Annotated in this window: 17 protein-coding genes; 7 read left to right on the top strand and 10 right to left on the bottom strand. The window is 60.1% G+C overall.

Going from position 1 to position 24,864, the window contains the following annotated elements; translation table 11 throughout:
• Positions 1–217 precede the first annotated feature (217 nt).
• Genes QRD42_RS17635 through QRD42_RS17610 form a run of 6 tightly spaced genes read left to right on the top strand, consistent with a single transcriptional unit; the run spans position 218 to position 6,595 of the window.
• Positions 218–1,372 carry a mandelate racemase family protein gene (locus QRD42_RS17635; RefSeq protein ID WP_318374749.1) on the top strand — a complete coding sequence of 385 codons (1,155 nt, stop codon included), beginning with the start codon at positions 218–220 and terminating at the stop codon, positions 1,370–1,372.
• Positions 1,373–1,408: 36 nt separating this feature from the next.
• Positions 1,409–3,040, top strand: coding sequence for an ABC transporter substrate-binding protein (locus tag QRD42_RS17630; RefSeq protein ID WP_321987750.1), 1,632 nt, complete (start codon positions 1,409–1,411; stop codon positions 3,038–3,040).
• Positions 3,037–4,074 carry an ABC transporter permease gene (locus QRD42_RS17625; RefSeq protein WP_318364004.1) on the top strand — a complete coding sequence of 346 codons (1,038 nt, stop codon included), beginning with the start codon at positions 3,037–3,039 and terminating at the stop codon, positions 4,072–4,074. The genes QRD42_RS17630 and QRD42_RS17625 overlap by 4 nt, the downstream gene beginning before the upstream one ends.
• Positions 4,071–4,976 carry an ABC transporter permease gene (locus QRD42_RS17620; RefSeq protein ID WP_072569076.1) on the top strand — a complete coding sequence of 302 codons (906 nt, stop codon included), beginning with the start codon at positions 4,071–4,073 and terminating at the stop codon, positions 4,974–4,976. The genes QRD42_RS17625 and QRD42_RS17620 overlap by 4 nt, the downstream gene beginning before the upstream one ends.
• Positions 4,948–5,811: an ABC transporter ATP-binding protein gene (locus tag QRD42_RS17615; protein ID WP_072569485.1), complete on the top strand. Its 864-nt coding sequence runs from the start codon at positions 4,948–4,950 to the stop codon at positions 5,809–5,811. The genes QRD42_RS17620 and QRD42_RS17615 overlap by 29 nt, the downstream gene beginning before the upstream one ends.
• 10 nt (positions 5,812–5,821) lie before the next feature.
• Positions 5,822–6,595: an ABC transporter ATP-binding protein gene (locus QRD42_RS17610; protein WP_321987749.1), complete on the top strand. Its 774-nt coding sequence runs from the start codon at positions 5,822–5,824 to the stop codon at positions 6,593–6,595.
• Positions 6,596–6,704: 109 nt separating this feature from the next.
• Here QRD42_RS17610 and yegS read toward each other — a convergent pair whose 3' ends face one another.
• From yegS to QRD42_RS17570, 8 genes are all read right to left on the bottom strand, one after another.
• Positions 6,705–7,604 carry a lipid kinase YegS gene (gene yegS / locus QRD42_RS17605; protein WP_321987748.1) on the bottom strand — a complete coding sequence of 300 codons (900 nt, stop codon included), beginning with the start codon at positions 7,602–7,604 and terminating at the stop codon, positions 6,705–6,707.
• A gap of 243 nt (positions 7,605–7,847) precedes the next feature.
• Positions 7,848–9,209: a tRNA 5-hydroxyuridine modification protein YegQ gene (gene yegQ, locus QRD42_RS17600; RefSeq protein ID WP_072569073.1), complete on the bottom strand. Its 1,362-nt coding sequence runs from the start codon at positions 9,207–9,209 to the stop codon at positions 7,848–7,850.
• Between the two features lie 136 nt (positions 9,210–9,345).
• Complete coding sequence (baeR, locus tag QRD42_RS17595; protein ID WP_321987747.1) at positions 9,346–10,068, bottom strand: two-component system response regulator BaeR; 723 nt, start codon at positions 10,066–10,068, stop codon at positions 9,346–9,348.
• On the bottom strand, positions 10,065–11,468 hold the full coding sequence (gene baeS, locus QRD42_RS17590; protein ID WP_321987746.1) for a two-component system sensor histidine kinase BaeS: 1,404 nt from the start codon (positions 11,466–11,468) through the stop codon (positions 10,065–10,067). The genes baeR and baeS overlap by 4 nt, the downstream gene beginning before the upstream one ends.
• A 2-nt stretch (positions 11,469–11,470) precedes the next feature.
• The gene (locus QRD42_RS17585) at positions 11,471–12,880 is read right to left on the bottom strand and encodes an MFS transporter (protein WP_321987745.1); all 1,410 of its coding nucleotides are present in this window, start codon (positions 12,878–12,880) and stop codon (positions 11,471–11,473) included.
• Positions 12,881–15,958 carry a multidrug efflux RND transporter permease subunit MdtC gene (gene mdtC, locus QRD42_RS17580; RefSeq protein WP_321987744.1) on the bottom strand — a complete coding sequence of 1,026 codons (3,078 nt, stop codon included), beginning with the start codon at positions 15,956–15,958 and terminating at the stop codon, positions 12,881–12,883. It abuts the gene before it with no gap.
• Complete coding sequence (locus QRD42_RS17575) at positions 15,959–19,081, bottom strand: MdtB/MuxB family multidrug efflux RND transporter permease subunit (protein ID WP_321987743.1); 3,123 nt, start codon at positions 19,079–19,081, stop codon at positions 15,959–15,961. It lies immediately after the preceding gene.
• Positions 19,081–20,298 carry an MdtA/MuxA family multidrug efflux RND transporter periplasmic adaptor subunit gene (locus QRD42_RS17570; protein ID WP_158684901.1) on the bottom strand — a complete coding sequence of 406 codons (1,218 nt, stop codon included), beginning with the start codon at positions 20,296–20,298 and terminating at the stop codon, positions 19,081–19,083. The genes QRD42_RS17575 and QRD42_RS17570 overlap by 1 nt, the downstream gene beginning before the upstream one ends.
• 215 nt (positions 20,299–20,513) lie before the next feature.
• Here QRD42_RS17570 and QRD42_RS17565 point away from each other — a divergent pair, with 215 nt between their 5' ends.
• Complete coding sequence (locus tag QRD42_RS17565) at positions 20,514–22,487, top strand: PhoX family protein (protein ID WP_321987742.1); 1,974 nt, start codon at positions 20,514–20,516, stop codon at positions 22,485–22,487.
• 94 nt (positions 22,488–22,581) lie between these two features.
• Here QRD42_RS17565 and bla read toward each other — a convergent pair whose 3' ends face one another.
• Both bla and yegD read right to left on the bottom strand, forming a co-directional pair.
• A complete protein-coding gene (gene bla / locus QRD42_RS17560) occupies positions 22,582–23,436 on the bottom strand; it encodes a class A beta-lactamase (protein ID WP_321987741.1) in 855 nt (284 codons plus the stop codon).
• A gap of 4 nt (positions 23,437–23,440) precedes the next feature.
• The gene (gene yegD, locus QRD42_RS17555; protein WP_321987740.1) at positions 23,441–24,805 is read right to left on the bottom strand and encodes a molecular chaperone; all 1,365 of its coding nucleotides are present in this window, start codon (positions 24,803–24,805) and stop codon (positions 23,441–23,443) included.
• Positions 24,806–24,864: the final 59 nt, after the last annotated feature.

Below are 24,864 nucleotides of genomic sequence, written 5' to 3'. Positions count from 1 at the left end.
CGTTCCCTCTCCCTGGGGAGAGGGTTAGGGTGAGGGGAGATCCACTTCACATTTCACCATTCTTTTGTGGAAAACCTCACATCCCTTCGTGCACATGCACAACATTTAACCTCTGCTTAACGTAATTTGTCCGAGGCACTGGCTGTTTTTTCTGCATACATTGATTACTGAAACAGCTTTTCAAAAGCTTACTTCACCTCTGCCTCAAGGACTTGTCATGAAAATTGAATCCGTAAACGTCACCGTCTTTCAGTATCCCACGCGGCGGGTATCCGATACTGCCGGGCATTCGCACCCCGGCCCGGAGAGCCTCGCGAAAATGGCGATGCTGACCATCACCGCAGACGATGGCACCAAAGGGTACTCATTCGCGCCGCCGGAAGTGGTGCGTCCCTTTGTGGTGAACACCTTCTTCCGCAAGGTGATGATCGGTCAGGACGCCTTTAACCGGGAGCGTATCTGGCAGGATCTGGCGCACTGGCAGCGCGGCAGCGCGCACCAGCTGACCGAGCGCGCGCTCTCTTTTGTGGAGCAGGCGCTGTGGGATCTGATGGGCCGCAAACTCAACATGCCGGTCTACAAGCTGCTCGGCGGTTTTCGTGACAAAGTGCCCGCCTACGGCAGCACCATGTGCGGCGACGATCTGGAAGGCGGTCTTTCCACCCCGCAGGAGTACGCCGACTTTGCGGAAAAGCTGGTGGCGCGCGGCTATAAGGCCATCAAACTGCACACCTGGATGCCGCCGGTGTCCTTTGCGCCGAACCCGAAAATGGATGTCAAAGCCTGCGCCGCGGTGCGCGAAGCGGTCGGCCCGGACATCGATCTGATGATCGACGGCTACCACTGGTACAGCCGCAGCGAAGCGCTGTACATCGGTAAGGAACTGGAAAAACTCAACTTCGCCTGGTTTGAAGAGCCGATGGAAGAAGAGAGCATGGCCTCTTACGCCTGGCTGGCAGAAAACCTCTCCATTCCCGTTGTCGGGCCGGAAAGCCTTGGCGGTAAACATCACAGCCGCGCCGACTGGGTGAAAGCGGGGGCCTGCGACATTCTGCGCGCCGGTTCCAATGGCGTCGGCGGTATCTGGCCGACCATGAAAGTGGCGAGCCTGGCGGAATCTTTTGGCATGGACTGCGAAGTGCACGGCAACGGCGCGGCCAGCCTGGCGGTGGTCGGGGCGATCAAAAACTGTCGCTGGTATGAACGCGGCCTGCTGCACCCGTTCCTGGATTACGACGTCCCGGCGGCCTATCTGCACAGCATTGTCGATCCGATGGATGAAGAGGGATTTGTTCATTTGCCACAAGGCCCGGGGCTGGGTGAAGACATTAATTTTGCATATATCGAAGCCAATACCGTCAGCCATGACTGACCTATAAAAACTTCTTACCCTACAGGCGATATATACATGAAAAAAACCTCACTGGCGGGAGCGTGCCTGCTGGCGCTGTCGCTGCTGATGGGGAGCGGGGCGGCGACAGCCAAAACGCCCCCCGATCAGCTCATCATCGGCATGAATATGAATAACCTGCTGAGCCTCGATCCGGCGGCGATGACCGGCAACGAGGTGGTGGGCATCGTGGTGAATCTTTATGATTCGCTGGTCGAACTGGATCCCAATCAGCTGACCAACGTTAAACCGGCGCTGGCGGAGTCCTGGGACATCAGCCCCGACGGTAAAACGCTCACCTTCCATCTGCGCAAAAACGTCAAATTTCACTCCGGCAACCCGCTGACCGCCGACGACGTGGTGTGGTCGATGCGCCGCCTTCTGCACCTCAATCTGGCGCAGGCGTCGGTATGGAAATCCTACGGCTTCAGTAAGAAAAATATTGATGAGCAGGTGAGCGCGCCGGATGACCACACCGTGCAAATTCGTCTGCCGAAAGCCAACGATCCGCAGCTGGTCATCTACTCCCTGGGTGCGCTTGGCAATCTCGGCGTGCTGGATCGCAAAACCGTGCAAAGCCACGAAGTGAATAACGACTGGGGCAACCGCTGGCTGACCACCAATGAAGCGGGTTCCGGGCCGTTTTCCCTGGAAACCTGGCAGGCCAAAGACGTACTGCGCATGAAGCGCAACCCGGACTACTGGCGCGACGCGGCGAAAATGAACCGCGTGGTGCTGCGCCATTTCCAGGAGTCGCAAACCCTGCGCCTGATGATCGCCAAAGGCGATCTGGATATTGCCAATAATATGGCGGTTTCAGACATCAACGCGCTGCGTAGCGATCCCGATCTCACCGTCGAAGCGGTACAGAAGGGCACGGTCTACTACGTGGCGATGAGCATGAAAGAGCCGCACTTCGCTAACCCGAAAGTACGGGAAGCGGTACGCTATCTGGTGGATTACCAGGGCATTAATAAAGCGCTGATGCCGGGCTACGGCGTGCTACACCAGCGCCCTATCAAGGCGGGAATGCCGTCCACGCTGCCGGATCCGGGCTATAAGCTTGACGTGGCGCGGGCGAAAAAGCTGCTGGCGGAAGCGGGCTACCCGGACGGCTTTGACACCACCCTGCGCGTGCTGGCCGACCAGCCATTCCTTAATATCGCCATTGCTGTGCAGTCCACCCTGATGCAGGCGGGCATTAACGCCAAAATTATCACCGGCACCGGCAACCAGATCTACGGCGCGATGCGCGAGCGTAAATTTGATCTGCTGGTCGGGCGCGGCGGCAGCGGCGTCGAGCCGCACCCGCACTCCAGCCTGCGCGCGCTGGTTTATAACCCGGACAACAGCGACGAAGCGCGGCTGACCAACTTCCAGGGCTGGCGCACCGGCTTTTATGACAAAGCGCTGAACGAGATGATCGACAGCGCCCTGCTGGAGCGCGATCCGGAAAAACAAAAGGCGGAGTATCAGGCGATCCAGACCCGTTACGACCAGCTTATTCCCGCCCTGATGCCGATTTCCCAGATGGTGGATTCAGTAGTGGTGCGTAATGAAGTTAAAAACTTCCAGTCGCATCCCTCCGCCACCACGCACCTGCGGGAAGTCTGGAAAGCCCCGTTGAAAAGCGAAGGAGATAAAGGATGAGTACGGCAATTTTAGCGCCCGGCTCCCGCGCCCGGCGCTTCTCGAAACGCCTGACCCAGGTGCTGATCACGCTGTTCGGCCTGCTGCTGCTGACCTTTTTTATTGGCCGGGTGATGCCCATCGATCCGGTGCTGGCGATTGTCGGCCCGGATGCCGATCAGAGCACCTATAACCAGGTCTATCAGCAGCTGGGCTTTGATAAATCGTTGCTGTCGCAGTTCGGCATCTACTTCAGCAATCTGCTGCACGGCGATCTGGGTAACGCGCTGCTGACCGGCAAACCGGTGCTGGACGACATTATCCGCGTCTTCCCGGCCACCCTTGAACTGGCGACCATGGCGATTATCGTCGGCGCGGGTCTTGGCATTCCGCTGGGCGTGCTGGCGGCGGCACGACGTAACAGCGTCTCTGATTATGTGGTGCGTATTATCAGCCTGGCGGGTTATTCGACGCCGATTTTCTGGGTCGGCATGATGGGCCTGCTGCTGTTCTACGCCTGGCTTGGCTGGGTGGGCGGCGCCGGTCGCATTGACCTGGGGCTGGACGGCATTGTGCCGCGCCGCACCGGGCTGATGACCATAGACGCGCTGCTGGCAGGCAATATGCAGGTGTTCTGGAATGCGCTTAATCATCTGGTGCTGCCCGCCTCGCTGCTCGGCTTTCACTCGCTGGCCTACATCAGCCGTATGACCCGCAGCTTTATGCTGGCGCAGCTCTCCCAGGAGTTCATCATCACTGCGCGGGTGAAAGGCTTAACCGAGCGGCAGGTGATCTGGAACCACGCGTTTCGCAATATCCTCGTGCAGTTGCTGACGGTGGTGGCGCTGGCCTACGGCTCGCTGCTGGAAGGGGCGGTGCTGATCGAAACCGTCTTCTCCTGGCCGGGCTTCGGCTCCTATCTCACCAGCAGCCTGTTGCTGGGTGACATGAATGCGGTGATGGGCTGCGTGTTAGTGGTGGGCGTGATCTTCGTCATGCTCAACCTGCTCTCCGACATGCTTTATCAACTCTTTGATCCGAGGACGAAATCATGACGGTTTATCTGGATCCGCCTGTCGGTGGCAAAGCCAGCGAGCAGGGCGCGCGTGTGAAACGCCTGTTCAGCCGCACCGGAGGCTTTATTGGCAAAATGGCGCGTAATCCGCTTACCGCCATCGGCGGCGGCATCATCTTCCTGCTGCTGGTGGTGGCGACGTTCGCGCCCTGGATCGCGCCGTATCATCCGCTGGTGCAGGATCTGAATAACGCCCTGCAACCGCCGGGGGCGCAGCACTGGTTCGGCACCGACGAGTTTGGCCGCGATATTTTCAGCCGCCTGGTCTATGGCTCGCGCATCACGTTGTACATCGTGCTGCTGGTATCCGTCACCGTTGGCCCGCTGGGTCTGCTGCTCGGCGTCTGCGCCGGTTATTTCGGCGGCAAGGTGGATATGGTCCTGATGCGCGTGACCGATATTTTCATCTCCTTCCCGAGCCTGGTGCTGGCGCTGGCCTTTGTCGCCGCCCTCGGGCCGGGGCTGGAGCACGTGGTGATCGCCATTACGCTCACCGCCTGGCCGCCGATTGCCCGTCTGGCCCGCGCCGAAACCCTGTCGCTGCGGCAGGCCGATTTTATCTCGGCGGTGCGTTTGCAGGGGGCCTCGCCGGTGCGCGTACTGTGGCGTCATGTGGTGCCCCTGTGTCTGCCGTCGGTGATCATCCGTATCACCATGAACATGGCGGGCATCATTCTGACCGCCGCCGGTCTGGGATTCCTCGGCCTGGGCGCACAGCCGCCGGAGCCGGAGTGGGGCGCGATGATCTCCAGCGGTCGTACCTACATGATGGAGTGCTGGTGGGTGGTGACTATTCCGGGGCTGGCGATTTTGATCAACAGCCTGGCGTTCAACTTCTTAGGAGATGGCCTACGTGACATCCTCGATCCTCGCAGCGAATAATTCGCCCCTGCTTGACGTGCGCGATCTGCACGTCGATTTTGTCAACGGGCGCACGGTGACTAACGCGGTACGCGGCGTCTCCTTCCAGCTGGGCCGGGAAAAGCTGGCGATTGTCGGCGAGTCCGGTTCAGGTAAATCCACCGTCGGGCGCGCGCTGATGCGCCTGCATCCGGCTAAAGCGCGTATTACCGCCGAACGCATGCATTTTGGCGATATCGATTTGCGCAACGTCAGCGAAGCACAGATGCGCACCGTGCGAGGCAAACGTATTTCGATGATCATGCAGGATCCGAAATACTCCCTCAACCCGGTGGTGTGCGTCGGGGATCAGATCGCCGAAGCATGGCTGACGCACCATCCGGGGCGCAAAGCCGAGGCGAAAGTGAAAGTGATGGAGATGCTGGATGTGGTGCGTATTCGCCAGCCGGAGCGGGTATACAGCCTCTATCCCCACGAAATCTCCGGCGGCCAGGGGCAGCGCATCATGATCGCCATGATGCTGATCACCGATCCGGAACTGGTGATCGCCGACGAACCCACCTCCGCGCTGGACGTGTCGGTGCGTTTGCAGGTGCTCGGGCTGCTGGACGATCTGGTGGCTTCCCGCGGGCTGGGGCTGATTTTTATCAGCCACGACATCAATCTGGTGCGCAGCTTCTGCGATCGCGTGCTGGTGATGTACGCCGGGCGGGTGGTGGAATCCATCGCCGCGAAAGATCTCGATAACGCGCAGCACCCTTACACGCAGGGGTTAATCAACGCGCTGCCGGAAATTCACCATCGCCGCCCGGTGCTGCCGGTGTTACAGCGCCAGGCCAGCTGGCTTCACGAATAAAGGACACATTATGATCGATGTCAGAAACTTAAGTCTGGAGTTCGGCGAAGGCGACAAGCGCAATCAGGTGCTGTTTGACGTCAATTTCAGCGTGCAGCCGGGGGAGATTTACGGCCTGGTGGGGGAGTCAGGATCCGGAAAAACCACGGTACTGAAATGCCTGGCGGGCCTGTTTACCCACTGGCAGGGAGAGCTGGCAATTAACGGCCAGCCGCTCGATCACCGTATTAACCAGCAGCGCTGTCGGCTGGTACAGATGGTGTTTCAGGATCCCTACGGTTCGCTGCATCCACGTCACACCATTGGCGATATTCTGGAAGAGCCGCTGCAAATCCATAGCATTCCTGATCGCGACCGGCGTATTAATTCGCTGCTGGATAAGGTCGGGCTGAACCGCGCGTTCCGTGACCGCTATCCGCATCAGCTGTCCGGCGGCCAGCGCCAGCGCGTGGCCATTGCAAGGGCGCTGATCCTTGAACCGCAGGTACTGTTGCTGGATGAACCCACCTCGGCGCTGGATGTGTCAGTGCAGGCGGAAATTCTCAATCTGCTGGCGGAGCTGCATCAGGAGTCGAAGCTGACCTATCTGATGGTGACGCACGATCTGGGGGTGATCGCCCATCTGTGCCAGAAGGTGGCGGTGATGCAGTACGGTAAGATCCTCGAAACCCTGACGGTGGACGAGCTGGTGAGCGGCGGGGCGAAAACCGACTACACGCAGATGCTGGTCAGCGCCAGCCAGCAGTACAGCCGGGAGATGGCACGTGAGGTGGCGGCGTATTAATGGTTTGCTCCTTGCTCCTTGCCCGGCGGCGCTACGCTTGCCGGGCCTACTCGCTATTCGCGCTGTAGGCCGGGTAAGGCGCAGCCGCCACCCGGCATTATCAACGCCATTAACGTAATAACGGGCAATCCGGCGGCAAACGGCACTTCAGTGCGCCGGGCAATACTTCAATGCGGAAACGCTGCCCGCTGAGCGGCTCGCCGTCGAGGTTAAAGGTAATATCGTGCGGGGCGTTCACTTCAAACCACGCCGATTTACCGTCGATAATATTCGGACTGTCTTCCGGCTGGGTGAGGGTGGTGAAGAGCGCAGGCAGCAGTTCCTCACCGGTAAAAATGCGCAGATGCAGCAGGCCATCGTTAATCAGCGCGTCCGGGCAGAGCTGTTGTCCGCCGCCTGCCTGACGGCCATTACCGATACCGATCACCAGCGCATCGCCCTGCCACTGAAAGTTATCGCCTTTGATCTCGCAGCGGTCCGGCTTCAGCGTATCCATGCGCATCAGACCGTGGATCAGATAAGAAACGCCGCCGAGGGCGGCTTTCAGTTTTTCCGGCGTTTCGGTGGTGATCCGCGTACCAAAGCCGCCGGTCGCCATATTGATAAAACAGGTATCCTCATTAACCTGCGCCAGATCCACCGGTACCGCCTTGCCGATAATCGCCAGCTGCAACGCTTTGTCCAGCGATTCGGGGATCGCGGTGCTGGTGGCGAAATCGTTTGCTGTGCCGAGCGGCAGAATACCCAGCGCCGGGGCGTTTTCGCCGCCGTTTTTATACAGCGCCGTCGCCACTTCGTTGATGGTGCCATCGCCGCCGCCAGCGATCACCGTCGCCACGCCAAGCTGCACCGCCTCACGCACATAGCGCTCCGCATCGCCTTTTTCCCATGTGACTCTGACCTGAATATCGATGCCTTCATCGCGCAATAAGGTGATGGCTTCGCGCAGCGTCTCGTCACCGGCGTTTTTGCCATTCAAAATCATCAAACTGGATGTATAGGTGCTCATCCTGCTACCTCGAAAAGAACCAATGAGAAGAGTGTATCTCAGGCGGAAGCAGAGCGCGTAAGAAGAAACTGAAAGGCGGGGAAAAAATAAGCCTGCGTAAGGGAGATTACGCAGGCTAAGGAGGTGGTTCCTGGTACAGCTAGCATTTATGGATTATGTTTTTCAGCAGGCGCGATATTACCCATAAAGAACGAAGCGGTATGTGATCCGATTCTAATCTCCCGAAAAAATAACTCCGCTGAACTAATTACCGTGCGGCGCGCGGGTGTTTTCGCCGTTGAAATTACGCATTAGGAGCGCATACTCCAGCGCCATATCTTCCGGCACCGGCAGCCAGACGGTATAGCCGTCGCCAGGCGCGACCGGCATGGCTTCGCCTTTGCTGTTTTCCATATGCTCCAGCGTGAAATTGACGTTCCCTTTCGGCGTCATTAATTCCAGGCTGTCGCCGACGCTGAATTTGTTTTTCACCTGTACGGCGGCAAGATGGCCGTTGCGCTCGCCGGTAAATTCGCCGACAAACTGCTGGCGCTCGGAAACGGAAAAACCGTATTCGTAATTCTGGTAATCATCATGGGTATGACGACGCAGGAAACCCTCGGTATAGCCGCGGTGCGCCAGGCCTTCCAGCGTATCCATCAGGCTTTCATCAAACGGCAGACCGGCGGCGGCGTCGTCAATGGCTTTACGGTACACCTGCGCGGTGCGGGCGCAGTAGTAATAGGATTTGGTACGGCCTTCGATTTTCAGCGAGTGCACGCCCATTTCCGTCAGACGCGGCACGTGGGCGATGGCCCGCAGATCTTTTGAGTTCATGATGTAGGTGCCGTGCTCGTCTTCGAAGGCGGTCATATATTCCCCCGGACGTTTGGCTTCCTCGATCATAAATACGCTGTCGGTCGGCGCGCCGATGCCCAGCGTCGGCTCGACGTTTTTCACCGGGATCGGCTCATGCACGTGCACGATATTACCCACGTCGTCCTCTTTGCCTTCCTGGACGTTATATTCCCAGCGGCAGGCGTTGGTGCAGGTGCCCTGATTCGGATCGCGTTTGTTGATATAGCCCGACAGCAGGCAACGCCCGGAGTAGGCCATGCACAGCGCGCCGTGCACGAAGATTTCGATTTCCATATCCGGCACCTGGGCGCGGATCTCGGCGATTTCATCCAGCGACAGCTCACGGGATAAAATCACCCGCGTCAGGCCCATGCTTTTCCAGAATTTCACCGTCGCCCAGTTGACGGCGTTCGCCTGCACCGACAGGTGAATATCCATCTGCGGGAAGTGCTCGCGCACCAGCATGATTAACCCCGGATCGGACATAATCAGCGCGTCCGGCCCCATTTCCACCACCGGCGTCAGATCGCGAATAAAGGTTTTCAGCTTCGCGTTGTGCGGCGCAATATTCACCACCACGTAGAATTTTTTACCAAGGGCATGGGCTTCATTGATGCCCAGCTGTAAATTCTCGTGGTTGAATTCGTTATTACGCACGCGCAGGGAGTAGCGCGGCTGGCCCGCGTATACCGCATCGGCGCCATAGGCAAAGGCGTAACGCATATTTTTCAGCGTTCCCGCCGGGGAGAGGAGTTCCGGTTTAAACATGATTTTCTCGTTCTGATGACAGGTCAGATCCGCTCACGGGGTGAGACGGTTGGGGAGATCCCTTAATTTTAGGGCGGGAATTGTAGCGCTGTGGGGCGGGGGAGTAAACCGGTGTGTTTCCCCGCCCCGTGAAGGCTCAGGCCACGCGGCACATATCCGCTTCCCAGCGATAGCCGACACCGTATACCGCGCGGATAAACGACTGTTCTTCGTCCAGCGCCTCCAGCTTGCGGCGCAGGTTCTTGATATGGCTGTCGATGGTGCGATCCGTCACCACGCGGTAATCGTCATACAGGTGGTTCAGCAACTGCTCGCGTGAGAAGACTTTTCCCGGCTCGCCGGAGAGGGTTTTCAGCAGGCGGAACTCAGCTGGCGTGAGATCCAGCATTTTGCCGTGCCAGCTCGCCTGAAAACGGCCTTCGTCGATGACCAGCGGGCTTTGCGCATCCAGCGTCTGTAATTCACGCTGCGGTTTGCAGCGGCGAAGAATGGTTTTCACCCGCGCCACCACTTCACGCGGGCTGTAAGGTTTGCAGATATAGTCATCTGCGCCAATTTCCAGTCCCAGCAGACGGTCGATCTCTTCGATGCGGGCAGTGACCATCACAATCGGCAGATCGGAAAAGCGGCGGATCTCGCGGCACAACGTGAGGCCATCGGTGCCGGGCAGCATTAAATCCAGCAGCATCAGATCCGGCGGCGACTGGCGCACGTAAGGCAGCACCTGGTCGCCGTGACCGATCAGTGTCGGCGCGTAGCCCGCAGCTTTAAGGTAATCAATCAGCAACTGGCCGAGCTTCGGCTCGTCTTCGACAATCAGAATGCGTGGGGTGTTTTCGTCTATCGGTAACTCAGTCATACATCTCTCGTTTTGTCGCGTTCCAGCGGTAGTTCAACTGTAATGCTTACCCCACCAAAAGGCGAATGGGCAGCATGAAGGGCGCCGCCGTGGGCTTCGACGATGTTCACGCAGATCGCCAGCCCCAGTCCCGAGCCGCCGCTGGTGCGGTTGCGGGAGCCTTCGGTACGGTAAAAACGTTCAAACAGGCGGGCGAGCTGTTCGTCGGTGACGCCCGGCCCACTGTCGGCAAAGGTCAGCAGTACGGCATTGCCCCTGGTGCGGGCACTGATCAACAACTGCCCGCCCGCGTCGGTATAACGCAGGCTGTTTTCCAGTAGATTATTAAACAGCTGCATCAGCCGGTCACGGTCACCAAACACGGTGGCGGATTCAGTTAAGGAGGCGTTGAGGGATAACTGACGGCTGGCGAAGCGTTCACGGAACACGCCCGCCGCCATCTCCAGCAGGGTGATGACGTCCACTGGCGCTTTCTGATAGGCCAGCGCGCCTTCGTCGGACATCGACAGCTGATGCAGATCGTTCACCAGTTTGGTCAGGGTGCCCACTTCCGCCTGCAAAGAGGCCACCGACTCCGGCGTGAACTGGCGGACGCCGTCCTGGATCGCCTCCAGCTCGCCGCGCAGCACCGCCAGCGGCGTGCGCAGTTCATGGGAAATATCCGCCATAAAATCCCGCCGCATCTGCTGGTTTTTCTCCAGCGTGCTGGCGAGCTGGTTAAAGTCGTTCGCCAGTTTGCCCAGCTCATCCGGGCTGGTGGGGGTGACGCGGGTGGAGAAATCCCCGGCGGCGAGTTTATGTGTACCTTCCACCAGCCGTTTGACCGGCGCCAGCAGGCCGCGCGCCAGTAAAAAGGTCGCCATCGCCGCCAGCAGGGTCGCCAGGCCGACGATCAGCCAGCTGGTGCGCCGCTGCTGGCGATCAAAGTTAATGTCGGTATTGCGCGTCAGGCGTTCAACCGGCGAGGCCACCACCCAGCCGACGTTCGCGCCGTTCACCACAATCGCCCGGCGCGTGCCTTCCCGCGGCACCGGCGAGCGCGGGCCGACCAGCACATGTCTGTCCTGATCGATAACCCAGAACTGGGTGCGCCAGCCGTGGGGCGGCATTCCCGGCCCTGGCCGGTCATCGTCGCCATCGTGCTCGAACGAGCGCAGGATCTGGAACACAAAACGGTCATTATTTCGTAAAAAACGCCAGTCGCCGTGCAGCTGATACTGCTCCCCCAGCGCATCGCTCAGCATCTGTAGCCGCTGCTCATTGCCGTTCTTGATGTAGTCGATAAAGCCGCGCTCAAAGCTGACGCGCACAGCCCAGTGCATACTGATCAGCAGCACAATACAGGTGGCGAAAATCGCGAGGAACAGTTTGCCGGTAATACCCGGCCGCCACAGTTTCATTGTTATCTCCTTTTGCGCCGGGCAATCAGTATGTTTTTACTGGCGTCGTTGGGTACGCGGGCAAACACCAGCGCGGGCAGGGCGATGATCGCCGCCATGCACAGCCAGGTATAGATAAAGACGTGATGCGCCACGCCGCTGTCCGCCGTCAGATGGTGCTGACCAAACAGGCCGAGCAGCAGCCCGGCGACGGAGACGCCGATGCTCATCGACAGCTGCATTACCATCGACAGCAGGCTGTTGCCGCTGCTCGCCAGCTCGTCGGGCAGATCTTTCAGCGTCAGGGTGTTCATCGACGAGAAGCGCATCGAGTTGATCATGCCCTGCATAAACAGCACCACCGGCAGCAGGTAGTACCAGCCGAGCAGCGCGGTGGTCATAAACAGCAGGCTGACCAGCGCCAGCCCGAGCGTGCTGCCCACCAGCACCCGGCGATAACCGAAACGGTTGACCACCTGCACCACAATCCGCTTCATTCCCATGCTGCCGAGCACCATCGGGATCATCATCAGCCCGGCGTGAAACGGCGAAAAACCGAGGCCAATCTGCAAAAACACCGGCGTCATAAAGGGCAACATGCCGCTGCCGATGCGTCCGGCGAAGCTGCCGAGCAGGCCGAGGTAAAAACTGCGGGTGCGAAACAGCGTTAACCGGAACAGCGCGCGCTCATTGTTTCTGGCGTGACGCAGATAGAGCAGCAGCGCCACCACGCCTGCCGCCACCAGCAGGATCGGCAACAGCGGAGACTGTCCGTCTGCTTTTTGTCCGTCCAGCGCCAGCGTCAGCGCCGCCATGCCGAGGGCCAGCAGCACAAACCCCCACATATCGAAACGGCGAGTTTGCAGGGTGTAGTTCGGCATCAGCCACAGCGTGGCGATGGCGCCGAGAATGCCCACCGGCAGATTAATCAAAAAGATCCAGTGCCAGGAGGCATACTCCACCAGCACGCCGCCGAGCGCCGGGCCTAACAGCGGCCCCACCTGGCCGGGCAGGGTGACGAAGGTCATCGCCGCCATATACTGCGCGCGGGGCACGATTTTCATCACCGTCAGCCGTCCGACCGGCACCATCATCGCCCCGCCGACGCCCTGTAATACGCGGGCCATTACCAGCTCATCCAGGGTGGCGGCGCGGGCGCAGAACAGTGAGCCAAGCGTGAACAGCACGATGGCGCTGAAAAAAACATTACGCACGCCAACTTTATCCGCCAGCCAGCCGCTGGCGGGTAGCATCACCGCCACCGTCAGCACATAGGCGACGATCACCATATGCATATGCAGCGGACTCTCCCCGAGGCTTTGCGCCATCGAGGGGAGGGCGGTATTCACAATGGTGGTATCCAGCGCCTGCATGAAAAAGCCCACGGCGACGATCCACAATTGCCAGCGTACGTTCCTGGACAGGTCGGTCATTTACTCACTTATCAGCTGTTGGTTTTTACGCGTAAAGCGCAGCCGCAGACGATCAAAGAACAGATACACCACCGGTGTGGTGTACAGCGTCAGCAGCTGGCTCATCACCAGCCCGCCGACGATGGTGATGCCCAGCGGCTGGCGCAGTTCCGAACCATCCCCGGCGGAGATCACCAGCGGCAGCGCGCCAAACAGCGCCGCCAGGGTGGTCATCATGATCGGCCGAAAACGCAGCAGACAGGCCTGGAAAATGGCTTCGTCCGGCGTCATATTGCCGTTACGTTGCGCCTCAAGGGCGAAATCCACCATCATAATGGCGTTTTTCTTAACGATGCCAATCAGCAGCATAATGCCAATCAGCGCGATCAGGCTGAAGGGCGCGCCGAACAGCTCCAGCGCCAGCAGCGCCCCGACGCCAGCGGACGGCAGCGTCGACAAAATCGTCAGCGGGTGAATGTAGCTCTCATACAGCACCCCCAGCACGATATACACCGTGGCAATGGCGGCAAGGATCAGGATCACCTGCGAACTCATGGTGTCCTGGAACACCTGCGCCGTTCCCGCAAAGCTGCCGCGCACCGAGGAGGGCACGCCGAGCTGCGTCATGGTACGGTTAATGGCGTCGCTCGCTTCTGACAACGACACGCCGGTGGGCAGGTTAAAGGCGATGGTTGACGCCGCCGACAGCCCCTGATGGTTCACCGACAGCGGCGCATTGGCGGGCTGCCATTTCGCAAAATAGGACAGCGGAATGGCCTTGCCATCGTTATTAATGACGAACATCTTATCCAGCGCGCTGATGTCCTGGGTGTAGCGCGGATCGACTTCCATCACCACTTTGTACTGGTTCAGCGGCTGATAGATGGTGGAAATTTGCCGCTGGCCGAAAGCGTTATTCAGCAGACTATTAGCCGCCTGCACGCTGATGCCAAGCCGCGACATGGTTTCGCGATCGTAGATCAGGTTCATTTCCGCGCCGTTGTCCTGCTGATCCGAATTCACGTCCGCCAGCTGCGGCAGCGCCGCCAGCGCTTTGCGGATCTTCGGCTCCCACTCGCGCAGGGCGCTTAAATCATCCGACAGCAGGGCGTACTGGTAGCTGGCGTTAGACTGGCGTCCGCCGACGCGAATATCCTGCACCGCCATCAAAAACAAATTCGCCCCCGGCTCTTTCGCCAGCTTCACACGCAGCCGGTCAATGATCTGCTGGGCGCTTTCATGGCGCTCATCGCGGGATTTGAGGGTGATAAACATCATGCCGCTGTTCACCCGCGAACCGCCGGTAAAACCGGTAACGTTATCCACCGCCGGATCGTCACGGATGATCTTCATGAAATCCTCCAGCTTGCCGCGCATCGCCTGGAAGGAAATGCTCTGATCCGCCTGAATGCCGCCCATCAGCACGCCGGTATCCTGCTCCGGGAAGAAGGTTTTCGGGATCGAGATATAGAGCCAGACGTTGAGCACGATAGTGCCGAGCAGCACCGCGCCCACCAGCCGCGTGTGCCTGAGCACCCATTTCAGCGAACGGCCATAACCCTGCTGCATGGCCACCAGCAGGCGACCAAAACCCCGCTCGCGCGGGCGGCTGCGCGGTTTCGCGCTTTTCAGCAACCAGCCGCACATCATCGGCGTCAGGGTCAGCGATACCGCCAGCGAAATCCCGATCGCCACCGACAGCGTCACGGCGAATTCACGCAGCAGACGGCCCGGCAGCCCGTCCATCAGCAGCAGCGGCAGGAACACCGCCACCAGCGACAGGCTCATCGACAGCACAGTAAAGCCCACTTCCCGCGTGCCCTGAAGCGCTGCCTGCAACGGCTTCATGCCCGCTTCCAGGTGGCGGGAGATATTTTCCAGCACCACGATGGCGTCATCCACCACAAAACCGGTGGCGATGGTCAGCGCCATCAGCGACAGGTTGTTAAGGCTGAATCCGCACAGATACATGGCGGCGAAGGTGCCGATCAGCGATACCGGCACCGCCACCGCCGGGATCAGCGTTGCGCGCCCGGATCGCAGGAACAGGAACACCACGAGGATCACCAGCGCCACCGAAATAATCAGCGTCTGTTCCACTTCCTCCAGCGAGGCGCGAATGGTCGGCGAGCGATCCTGGGCGATCTGTAAATCAATGGCGGCGGGAATGCTTTTCTGCATCTCCGGCAGCTGCGCGCGGATGCTGTCGACGGTCTGAATAATATTGGCTTCCGGCAGCTTGCGGATCATCAGCAAAATCGCCGGTTTGGCGTTGGTCATCCCGGCGTTGCGCACGTTCTCCACCGAGTCGGTGACGCTGGCGACATCGCCGAGCCGCACCGCCGCGCCATTGTTGTAATGGACGATCAGCGGCTGGTATTCCGCCGCCGTTTTCAGCTCATCGTTGGTCTGCAACTGCCAGCGGTGGGTGCCGTCTTCCACTGCCCCCTGCGGACGGCGTACGTTGGCATCGCTGATGGCGCTGCGCACATCATCCAGCGATACGCCCTGATTAAACAGCGCCTGCGGATTAAGACCGACGCGCACCGCGGGCAGCGAACTGCCGCCGACGTCGACATCCCCCACGCCTTCGATCTGCGCAATATTCTGCGCCAGCTGGGTGGAAGCGAAATCGTACAGCTGCCCCTGCGACCAGGTGTCCGAGGTCAGCGTCAGGATCATGATAGGCGCGTCGGACGGGTTGGCTTTGCGATAGGTGGGACGGCTCGGCATTCCGCTCGGCAGCAGACTTTGCGCGGCATTGATCGCCGCCTGCACATCCCGCGCCGCGCCGTTGATGTCGCGGTCGAATTTGAATTCCAGAATAATGCGCGTGCTGCCCAGCGAACTGGAGGAGGTCATCTCATTGACGCCGGCAATGCGGCCCAGCGCGCGCTCCAGCGGCGTCGCCACCGACGAGGCCATGGTTTCAGGCGACGCGCCTGGCAGCGAGGCGCTGACCATGATCACCGGATAATCCACCTGCGGCAGCGGCGCGACCGGCAGCATACGGAAACCGAGAATGCCGCACAGGGTAATGGCCAGCGAAATCAGGATGGTCGCCACCGGGCGATAAATGAAGAGGGCGAAAAACTTCACTTACGCCTCCTCATTACGCGCCGGGAAACGGCGGCGCAGCGACAGCGCCAGCCGGTCGAACAGCAGGTAAATCACCGGCGTGGTAAACAGCGTCAGCACCTGGCTCACCAGCAGACCCCCCACCATACCGATGCCGAGCGGACGACGCAGCTCCGCGCCGACGCCGGTACTGAGCATCAGCGGCAGCGCGCCGAGCAGGGCGGCGAGGGTGGTCATCAGGATCGGCCGGAAACGCAGCAGGCAGGCCTGATAGATCGCCTCCCGTGGGGTCATGCCCTGTTCGCGCTCGGCGGCCAGCGCAAAGTCGATCATCATGATGGCGTTTTTCTTGACGATGCCGATAAGCAAAATGATGCCGATAATGGCGATGACATCCAGTTCCGCCCCTGCCAGCATCAGCGCCATCAGCGCACCAACGCCTGCGGTGGGCAGCGTGGAGAGAATAGTGATCGGATGGATAAAGCTTTCGTACAGCACGCCGAGCACGATGTACATCGCCACCACCGCCGCGACGATCAGCCACACCGTACTGCCGAGGGCATCCTGGAAGGCCAGCGTACTGCCCTGGAACTGGGTGGTGATGTCCGTCGGGAAGCTGATGGTTTTTTCCGTGTCCAGAATCGACTGCACCGCCTCGCCCAGCGAATAGCCGTCCTGCACGTTAAAGGAGATGGTGGTGGACGGGAACTGGTCGAGATGGTTGATCGACAGCGGGGTAAAGCGCTGTTCCACTTTCGCAATGGCGCTGAGCGGCACCACGCCGCCGTCGCTGCCCGTCAGCCGCACGGTGTCCAGCGCCGCCAGCCCTGGCGTTTGGGCGGTGTCGTGCTCCAGCACCACGCGGTACTGATTCGCCTGGGTGTAGATGGTGGAGATCAGCCGCTGCCCGAAGGCGTTATAGAGCGCGTTATCCACATCCGCCATGCTGATGCCCAGGCGGCTGGCGCTGTCGCGATCGACGTTGATATAAGCCGCAAGGCCTTTGTCCTGCCAGTCGCTGCTCACATCCGCCAGCTGCGGCTGCGTTTGCAGCTTGCTCATCAGCTGCGGCACCCAGGTGCTGAGTGCCTCCAGCGACGTTGCCTGCAACGTAAACTGATACTGCGTGCGGCTGACGGTGGTGTCGATTGTCAGATCCTGGGTCGGTTGCAGGTAGAGCGCCACGCCAGGCACTTTTGCCACCGCGTTTTGCAGCCGCTCGATCACTTCCGGCACGCGGTCGTCGCGATCGTCCAGCGGTTTAAGGTTGATTTGCAGACGGGAGCTGTTCAGCGACGGGTTCGTGCCGTCAACGCCGACAAAGGCCGTCAGGCTTTCCACCGCCGGATCCTTCAACACAATATCGCTCACCTGGCGCTGGCGTTCAGCCATGCTGGCAAAGGACGCCGACTGCGGCGCCTGTAAGGTGCCCTGAATAATGCCGTTATCCTGCACCGGGAAGAAACCTTTCGGGATCATCACCCACAGCAACACCGACAGCAGCAGGGTGGCGAAGGTCACGCCCAGCGTCAGCCACGGATGGTTGAGCACTTTCGCCAGCCCGCGCCCGTAGGCGGCGATCACCCGTTCAAAAAAGCGCTCCGATGCGCGGGAGAAGCGGTTCTGCTTGCGCAGCGATTCGGCGCTCAACATGCGCGCGCACATCATCGGCGTCAGCGTCAGCGACACCACGGCGGAAATCAGAATTGCCACCGCCAGGGTGACGGCAAACTCGCGGAACAGCCGCCCGACGATATCCCCCATAAACAGCAGCGGGATTAGCACCGCAATCAGCGACAGGGTTAAGGAGATGATGGTAAAGCCGATCTCCCCCGCGCCTTTCAGCGCCGCCGCCAGCGGCTTTTCGCCTTTTTCGATATAGCGGGAGATGTTTTCGATCACCACAATGGCGTCATCCACCACAAAGCCGGTGGCGATGGTCAGCGCCATCAGCGTCAGGTTATTGATGGAAAAATCGAGGAACACCATTACCGCAAAGGTGCCGATTAATGACAGCGGCACCGCGACGCCGGGAATAATGGTCGCCGGAACGTTACGCAAAAACAGATAAATGATCATCACCACCAGCGCGATGGCCAGCATCAGCTCAAACTGGGTGTCGGATACCGAGGCGCGAATATTGGTGGTGCGATCGGAAAGGACTTTCACCTCCACCGACTTCGGCAGGCTGGCGGTTAACTGCGGCAGCATGGCGCGGATGCTGTCGGCAGTATCAAGAATATTGGCCCCCGGCTGGCGCTGCACGTTCATGACAATCGCCTGCTCTTCGTTGGCCCATGCCCCCAGCCAGCGGTTTTCCGCCCCCTGTTCGATGGTGGCGACGTCGCCCAGGCGGATCGGCGCGCCGTTCTGGTAGGCGACGATTAGCCTGCGATATTCCTCGGCGGACTGCATCTGGTCGTTGGCTGACAGCGTCACCGCCCGCGTCGGGCCGTCGAGACTGCCTTTGGCGGAGTTGACGTTGGCGCTGGTGATGGCGGTGCGAATGGTTTCGCTGGTCAGGCCGAGGGAGGCAATGGCCTGGGCGTTGAGTTTTACCCGCACCGCAGGACGCTGCCCGCCGGATAAGGTCACCAGACCGACGCCGGCCACCTGGGAAATTTTCTGCGCGACACGGGTTTCCACCATGTCTTCCACCTGCGTCATCGGCATGGCGCTGGAAGTCACCGCCAGCGTCATGATCGGCGGATCCGCAGGGTTCACTTTGTTATAGACCGGCGGGTTCGGCAGATCCGACGGCAGCAGGTTAGTGGCGGCGTTAATGGCGGCCTGCACCTCCTGCTCGGCGACATCCAGCGGCAGCGAAAGCTGGAACTGTAACGTCACCACCGACGCGCCGCCGGAGCTTTGCGACGACATCTGTTTTAAGCCGGACATCTGCCCGAACTGGCGCTCAAGGGGCGCGGTCACCGCAGAGGTCATTACATCCGGGCTGGCACCGGGATAGAGCGTCACCACCTGAATGGTCGGATAATCCACCTCCGGCAGGGCGGACACGGGAAGAAACCGATAGCCGATGATCCCGGCGAGTAAAATCGCCACCATCAACAGCGTGGTGGCGACCGGACGTAAAATAAACAGGCGGGACGGGCCGCCGGTGCGGCTGGGCGGTAACACCTGCATCAGGATTTCGCTCCTTTAGCGGTGCTTTTGGCCGGTGCGGCGCTGGCATCGTGCGCGTCCACCACTTCCACTTTCGCCCCTTCGGTCAGACGGTCGATACCGTCGGTGACCACGCGATCCCCGGCGGAAAGCCCGGCGGCGATCACCACTTTCTGGCTGTCCTGAATGCCCGGCGTGACGGTGTGTTTGCTGACGGTGTTCTGATCGTTCAGCACCCAGACGAAATTGCCTTCGTTACCCATTTGCAGGGCGGCGGCCGGGATCACCACCGCGTCCTGTTCGGTATCCACCAGCATGCGCGCATTCACGAACTGGTTCGGGAACAGGGCGTCGTCCTGATTCTCAAAGCGGGCTTTGAGTTTGATGGTGCCCGTGGTGGCGTCGATCTGATTATCCAGACTCAACAGGGTGCCGGTGCTCAGCTTCTGCTTGTTGGTGCGGTCCCAGGCTTCGACGCTCAGCGTCTGCCCGGCGTTGCGCGCTTTCACAATAGTGGCGATGTCGTTTTCCGGCAGGGTGAAGATCAGATCGATGGGGTGCGTCTGGGTGATCACCACAATACCGGTGGTATCACCGCTGGAAATCTGGTTGCCGACATCCACCTGTTTTAAGCCAACGCGACCGTCTATCGGCGCGGTGATGCGGCTCCAGTCCAGCTGTAACTGCGCGCTGGCGACGGCGGCTTCATCGGCTTTGATGGTGCCTTCGCTTTCGCTGACCAGCGCCTGCTGGGCATCCAGCTCCTGACGGGACACCAGATTAGTTTTCACCAGTTGCTGATAGCGGGCCAGATCGCGGCGGGCGTTCGCCAGCGTCGCTTTATCGCGGGCCAGTTGCCCCTGGGCCTGGGCAAGGGCGACCTTAAACTGGCTGGGATCGATTTCGGCGAGCAGATCGCCTTTTTTCACCTGCTGGCCTTCCTGGAAATGCACCGCCAGCAATTGACCGTCGACGCGGCTGCGCACGGTAACGGTATTCGCGGCCGTAATGGTGCCAAGCCCGCTCAGATAACGGGGCACGGCCTCGCGGGTGGCGGTGGCCGCCTGCACCGGCGCAAGGGAAGGGCCGCGCATGCCCGCGCCGTGACGTCCGGCTCCGGCCTGGCGCTGCTGTCCGGCGGGGGCGGCAGAATGAGCGTGCCAGTACCAGGCAGCGGCAAGGGCGGCGATGACCAGTCCTGCGAGAAGCATCCAGCGGGTATTATTACGGCCTTTCATCGTTATTCGTATCTCTTCCTGAAACATTAAGCAGAATGATACTAGTTTAGTAATGCCAGGCCGCAGAAAAATGGAGGAAATATGAAACACTGTGTGGATTTGTCCGAATGACAAGGGACGGACGCTCTGCCTCCGACTGTTATAAAAATGTAATAAATAGTTTATAGACTGCTCAGCATTGTTATTTTCCCGTCCTCTGGTAACAGGAAGTCATTATGAGCAGGCCATTAAAATCCGTCTTCAAACAAGAACACAGTGAAGAGATCAGTAACACCAGCGCCAACCCGGTATTTTCGGACGTCAAAGACGTCTTTCTGTCACGCCGTCGCTTTTTGCAGATGGGGGCGGTCGCGGGCGCGGCGGTGTCCTTCCCGGCGCTGATGCGCGCGGAAAGCGCTTTTGCGGCCATGACGCAGCCGACGGCGCTGGCGAAAGCGGTGTCGCTGGGCTTTACCAGCATTCCTGTTTCCACGGCGGACACCGTAACGGTGCCGGAAGGCTACATCGCACGTCCATTCTATCGCTGGGGCGACGCCACCGGCATCAAAGGGATGATGCCGGAATTCAAATTCGACGCCAGCAATACCACCGATGAGCAGGCGGCGCAGGCAGGTATGCACCATGACGGCATGGCCTGGTTCAGCCTGCCGCGCGGCGAAGACAATGCCGCCCACGGCCTGCTGGCGATGAACCACGAATACATCGATAACGGCATGCTGTTTAAAGACGGCACCGCAGACTGGAACGCCGATAAAGTCCGCAAAGGGCAGAACGCCATGGGCGTGTCGGTCATTGAAGTGAAAAAGAGCGGCAGCGACTGGCAGGTAGTGCGCCCGTCAAACTATGCCCGCCGCATCACCGTTAACACGCCGATGGAGCTGTCCGGCCCGGCGCGTCATCACATGCTGATGAAAACCGCCGCCGATCCGCAGGGCGAGCGCGTGCTCGGCACCATGCAGAATTGCGCCAACGGCCATACGCCCTGGGGCACCTATCTCACCTGTGAAGAAAACTGGTCAGATATTTTCGTTAAACAAGCCGACCGCAACGCGCTGGAAAAACGTTACGGCATCGCCGACAGCGACGAGTCCTACCGCTGGAGCGAAGTGGACGAACGCTTTAACGTCGATAAAACCCCGAACGAGCCGAACCGCTTTGGCTGGGTGGTGGAAATCGACCCGTACAATCCGACCTCCACACCGCGCAAACACACCGCGCTGGGCCGCTTCAAGCACGAAGGCGCGGCGGTGACGCTGGCAGCGGACAAACGCGTCGTGGTCTATATGGGCGACGATCAGAAATTCGAATACATCTATAAGTTCGTCTCGGACAAAAAATATGATGCGGGCAACCGTGACGCCAGCATGCAATTGCTGGAGTCCGGCACGTTGTATGTCGCCCGCTTTAATGAAGACGGCACCGGCGACTGGCTGCCGCTGGTCTTCGGACAGAACGGGCTGGATCAAAGCAAGGGCTTTGAAAGCCAGGGCGATGTGCTGATCAAAACCCGTCTGGCGGCGGACGCGGTGGGCGCGACGAAAATGGACCGTCCGGAGTGGATCGCCGTCGATCCTCACGCTGCCGGCAGCGTTTATTGCACGCTCACCAATAACAGCGATCGCGGCAAAGAGGGCAAAGCGCCGGTGGATGCGGCGAACCCGCGCGCCAATAACGTGTATGGACATATTATGCACTGGAGCGAAGACAATGCCGATCCGGCAGCGGCCCGCTTTAAATGGGATATTCTGGTGCTCGCCGGGCGTAACGATGGCGATAAGCCGGACGCGAAAGGCAATATGCAGGGCGCGGCCTTCGGCAGCCCGGACGGCCTGTCATTCGACCATCAGGGCGTGCTGTGGATCCAGACGGACGTCTCCTCCAGCACCATCAACCAGAAAGCTTACGAGGGGATGGGCAATAACCAGATGCTGGCGACCATTCCCGGCACCAATGATTATCGCCGTTTCCTGACCGGGCCGCGCGGCTGTGAGATCACCGGCATCGCTTTTACACCGGACAACCGCACGCTGTTTATTAATATTCAGCATCCGGGAGAAGGCGGAGATGATGTGACCGATCCGGCGAATCCGCGCGCGGTGTCGAACTGGCCGGATAACCGCCCGGACGGACGTCCACGCTCGTCAACAGTGGTGATCACCAAAGCGGACGGCGGAGTGATCGGATCCTGAGTATGTTTGTGCCGGGTGGCGCTGACGCTTACCCGGCCTGGGTAATATGCCGTTCCAGGCCCGGCAAGCGTAGCGCCGCCGGGCAATGGGCATATCACCACTGCCTGATCACCGCTTCGCCAATCGCCGCGATGGCTTTATTACGTTCATCCATGGTGGCCTTGCTGCCCGTCACATAAATCACCACAATGCGCGACGGCGTGCCGTCCGGCCCCAGGGCTGCAACAATGCCACGGGATCCCCGTTCACCGGCCCCGGTTTTATCGGCAATGTACCAGCCCGCAGGCAGGACCGAGCGCAGCAGCGGCCCGGCGACCTTATCTTCTTCCATCCAGCGCGCTAACTGCTGCCGTGAAGCCGCCGTCAGGGTATCGCCCGTTAACAGCTGACGCAGGGTTTTCGCCATCGCCGCCGGGGTGGTGGTGTCACGCACGTCCCCCGGCAGGGCTTCGTTCAGCTCCGGCTCCACGCGATCAAGACGCGTCGTCTCATCGCCGGTTTTGCGGATGAAATCTGTCAGCTTTTGCGGGCCGCCCAGCGTTGAGAGCAGCAGATTGGCCGCCGTGTTATCGCTCAGGGTGATGGCGGCATCGCACAGCTCCGCCACCGTCATGCCGTCCGCCAGATGCTTTTCCGTTACCGGAGAGTAAGTGATGAGATCGGCTTTCTGCCAGGTCAGGCGGCGATCCAGCTGCTCCTGCCCGGCGTCAACGCGCGCCAGCACCGCGCCGCACAGCAGCACCTTAAAGGTGCTCATCATCGGAAAACGCTCATCCTGACGATAGCTGTTCAGCACCTTGCCGGAAGCCAGATCCAGCTCCGCATAGCCCACGCGTGCCGCGAGCGTGGTTTCCGCCTGTTTGACGGCAGAGAGCGTGTCGGCGCGGGCAAAACCGCACAGACCCAGCGCAATAATTAATGGCATGACGATCAGATGAAACCGTGACATAGCGTTATTTCCCTGTTGGTCCGAACTGTACCTGCGCCCAGCGCGCCAGACCGGCGGTAACCGAGCCGAAATCATCGCCGCCGGCAATCGGAATGCCCGGCAGTTTTTCCGCCAGCGCGCGTTTGATGAGCGGCGAACGGGCGCTACCGCCGGTGAGGTAAATCACATCCGGTGTTTCATTGCTGCTGTCCAGCGCCAGTTGCACCTGCTCAAGAATACGCGCCAGCGGCTGGCTGAGCGCCGCTTCCAGGCCGTCGCGGGTAATGGCGGTCGCCAGTTCTTCGCTGATAAAGGGCAGACGCGCCGTGACCTCATCGGTTTCCGACAGGGCGATTTTGCTCTCTTCGGCACTGCGTACCAGCCGGTAGCTCAGGCGCTGACGCCAGACTTTGGTCAGCAGCGCCACTTTATCGCCATCGCGGGCATCGCGCACCAGATCGTTTAACAGCCGACCGTTGGCGGTGCTGTAGAAATCGCTTTGCGCCGGAACATCGTTAATTGCCACAGCGTTCCACCACGGCAGGATCGGCAGCGCAATGCCTTTTTCGGTCTGGCCGCCCATGCCGAGCAGCGGCATCAGGTTTTTAAAGGCCAGCGCGATGTCGAGGTCGTTACCGCCGACGCGGCAGCCGCTGTGCCCGAGGAGACTTGAATCGCGGTCGCTGCGGTGATGCCACTGCGGCCCCATCAGCAGCAGCGAGCAGTCGGTGGTACCGCCGCCGATATCCACCACCAGCACGCGTTTTTCGCCGCTGAGCGTCGCTTCAAAGTCCAGACCCGCTGCTACCGGCTCATACTGGAACACCACATCGCGGAATCCGGCGCGTTTTGCCGCGCGCGCAAGTATCCCCTGCGCCTGGGCGTTAGCCTCATCCCCGCCGAGACCCTGGAAGTTAATCGGACGGCCAATCACCGCCTGGTCGATCGCCTCCGGCAGCTGTGTCTGCGCCTGGAGACGGATGTGCAGCATCATGGCGCACACCAGATCTTCAAACAGCGCGATCTGCTGCGGCTTCAGGCCGCTGGCGCCGAGGAAGGATTTGGGCGATTTAACAAAATAGACCTCCTCCGGATCCTGCACATACTGATGCAGGGAACTGAGGCCGAACTGCACGCTGCCCGGCAGCACCTCGATATCTTCATCGCGGTTGTAATTCATCGCCCGGCGCAGCAACGCCTGGGTTTCCCCCTCTGTCGCCGGAACGGCGTGGTGACGGTGCAGCCATTCGCTGACCGCTTCGCGCGTCGGGGCGCACAGCATGGAGGGCAGCAGCGAGCTATTGTTTTCCATTTTTAACAGCTGCGGCGAGCCGTCACGCATTACTGCCACAGAGCAGTTGGCGGTGCCATAGTCAAAACCAATAAACATGTTGAATTCCCCGGGCCGGTGCAGAAGGGGGGCGACTTTAGCGGAATGGGATTTGAAAG

Source organism: Enterobacter sp. PGRG2 (genome assembly GCF_030291195.1).
In the GTDB taxonomy this organism is placed as follows: Bacteria; Pseudomonadota; Gammaproteobacteria; order Enterobacterales; family Enterobacteriaceae; genus Enterobacter_D.
The sequence above is the reverse complement of the archived record's forward strand: the minus strand, read 5'-3'. Positions and strand labels throughout refer to the sequence as shown.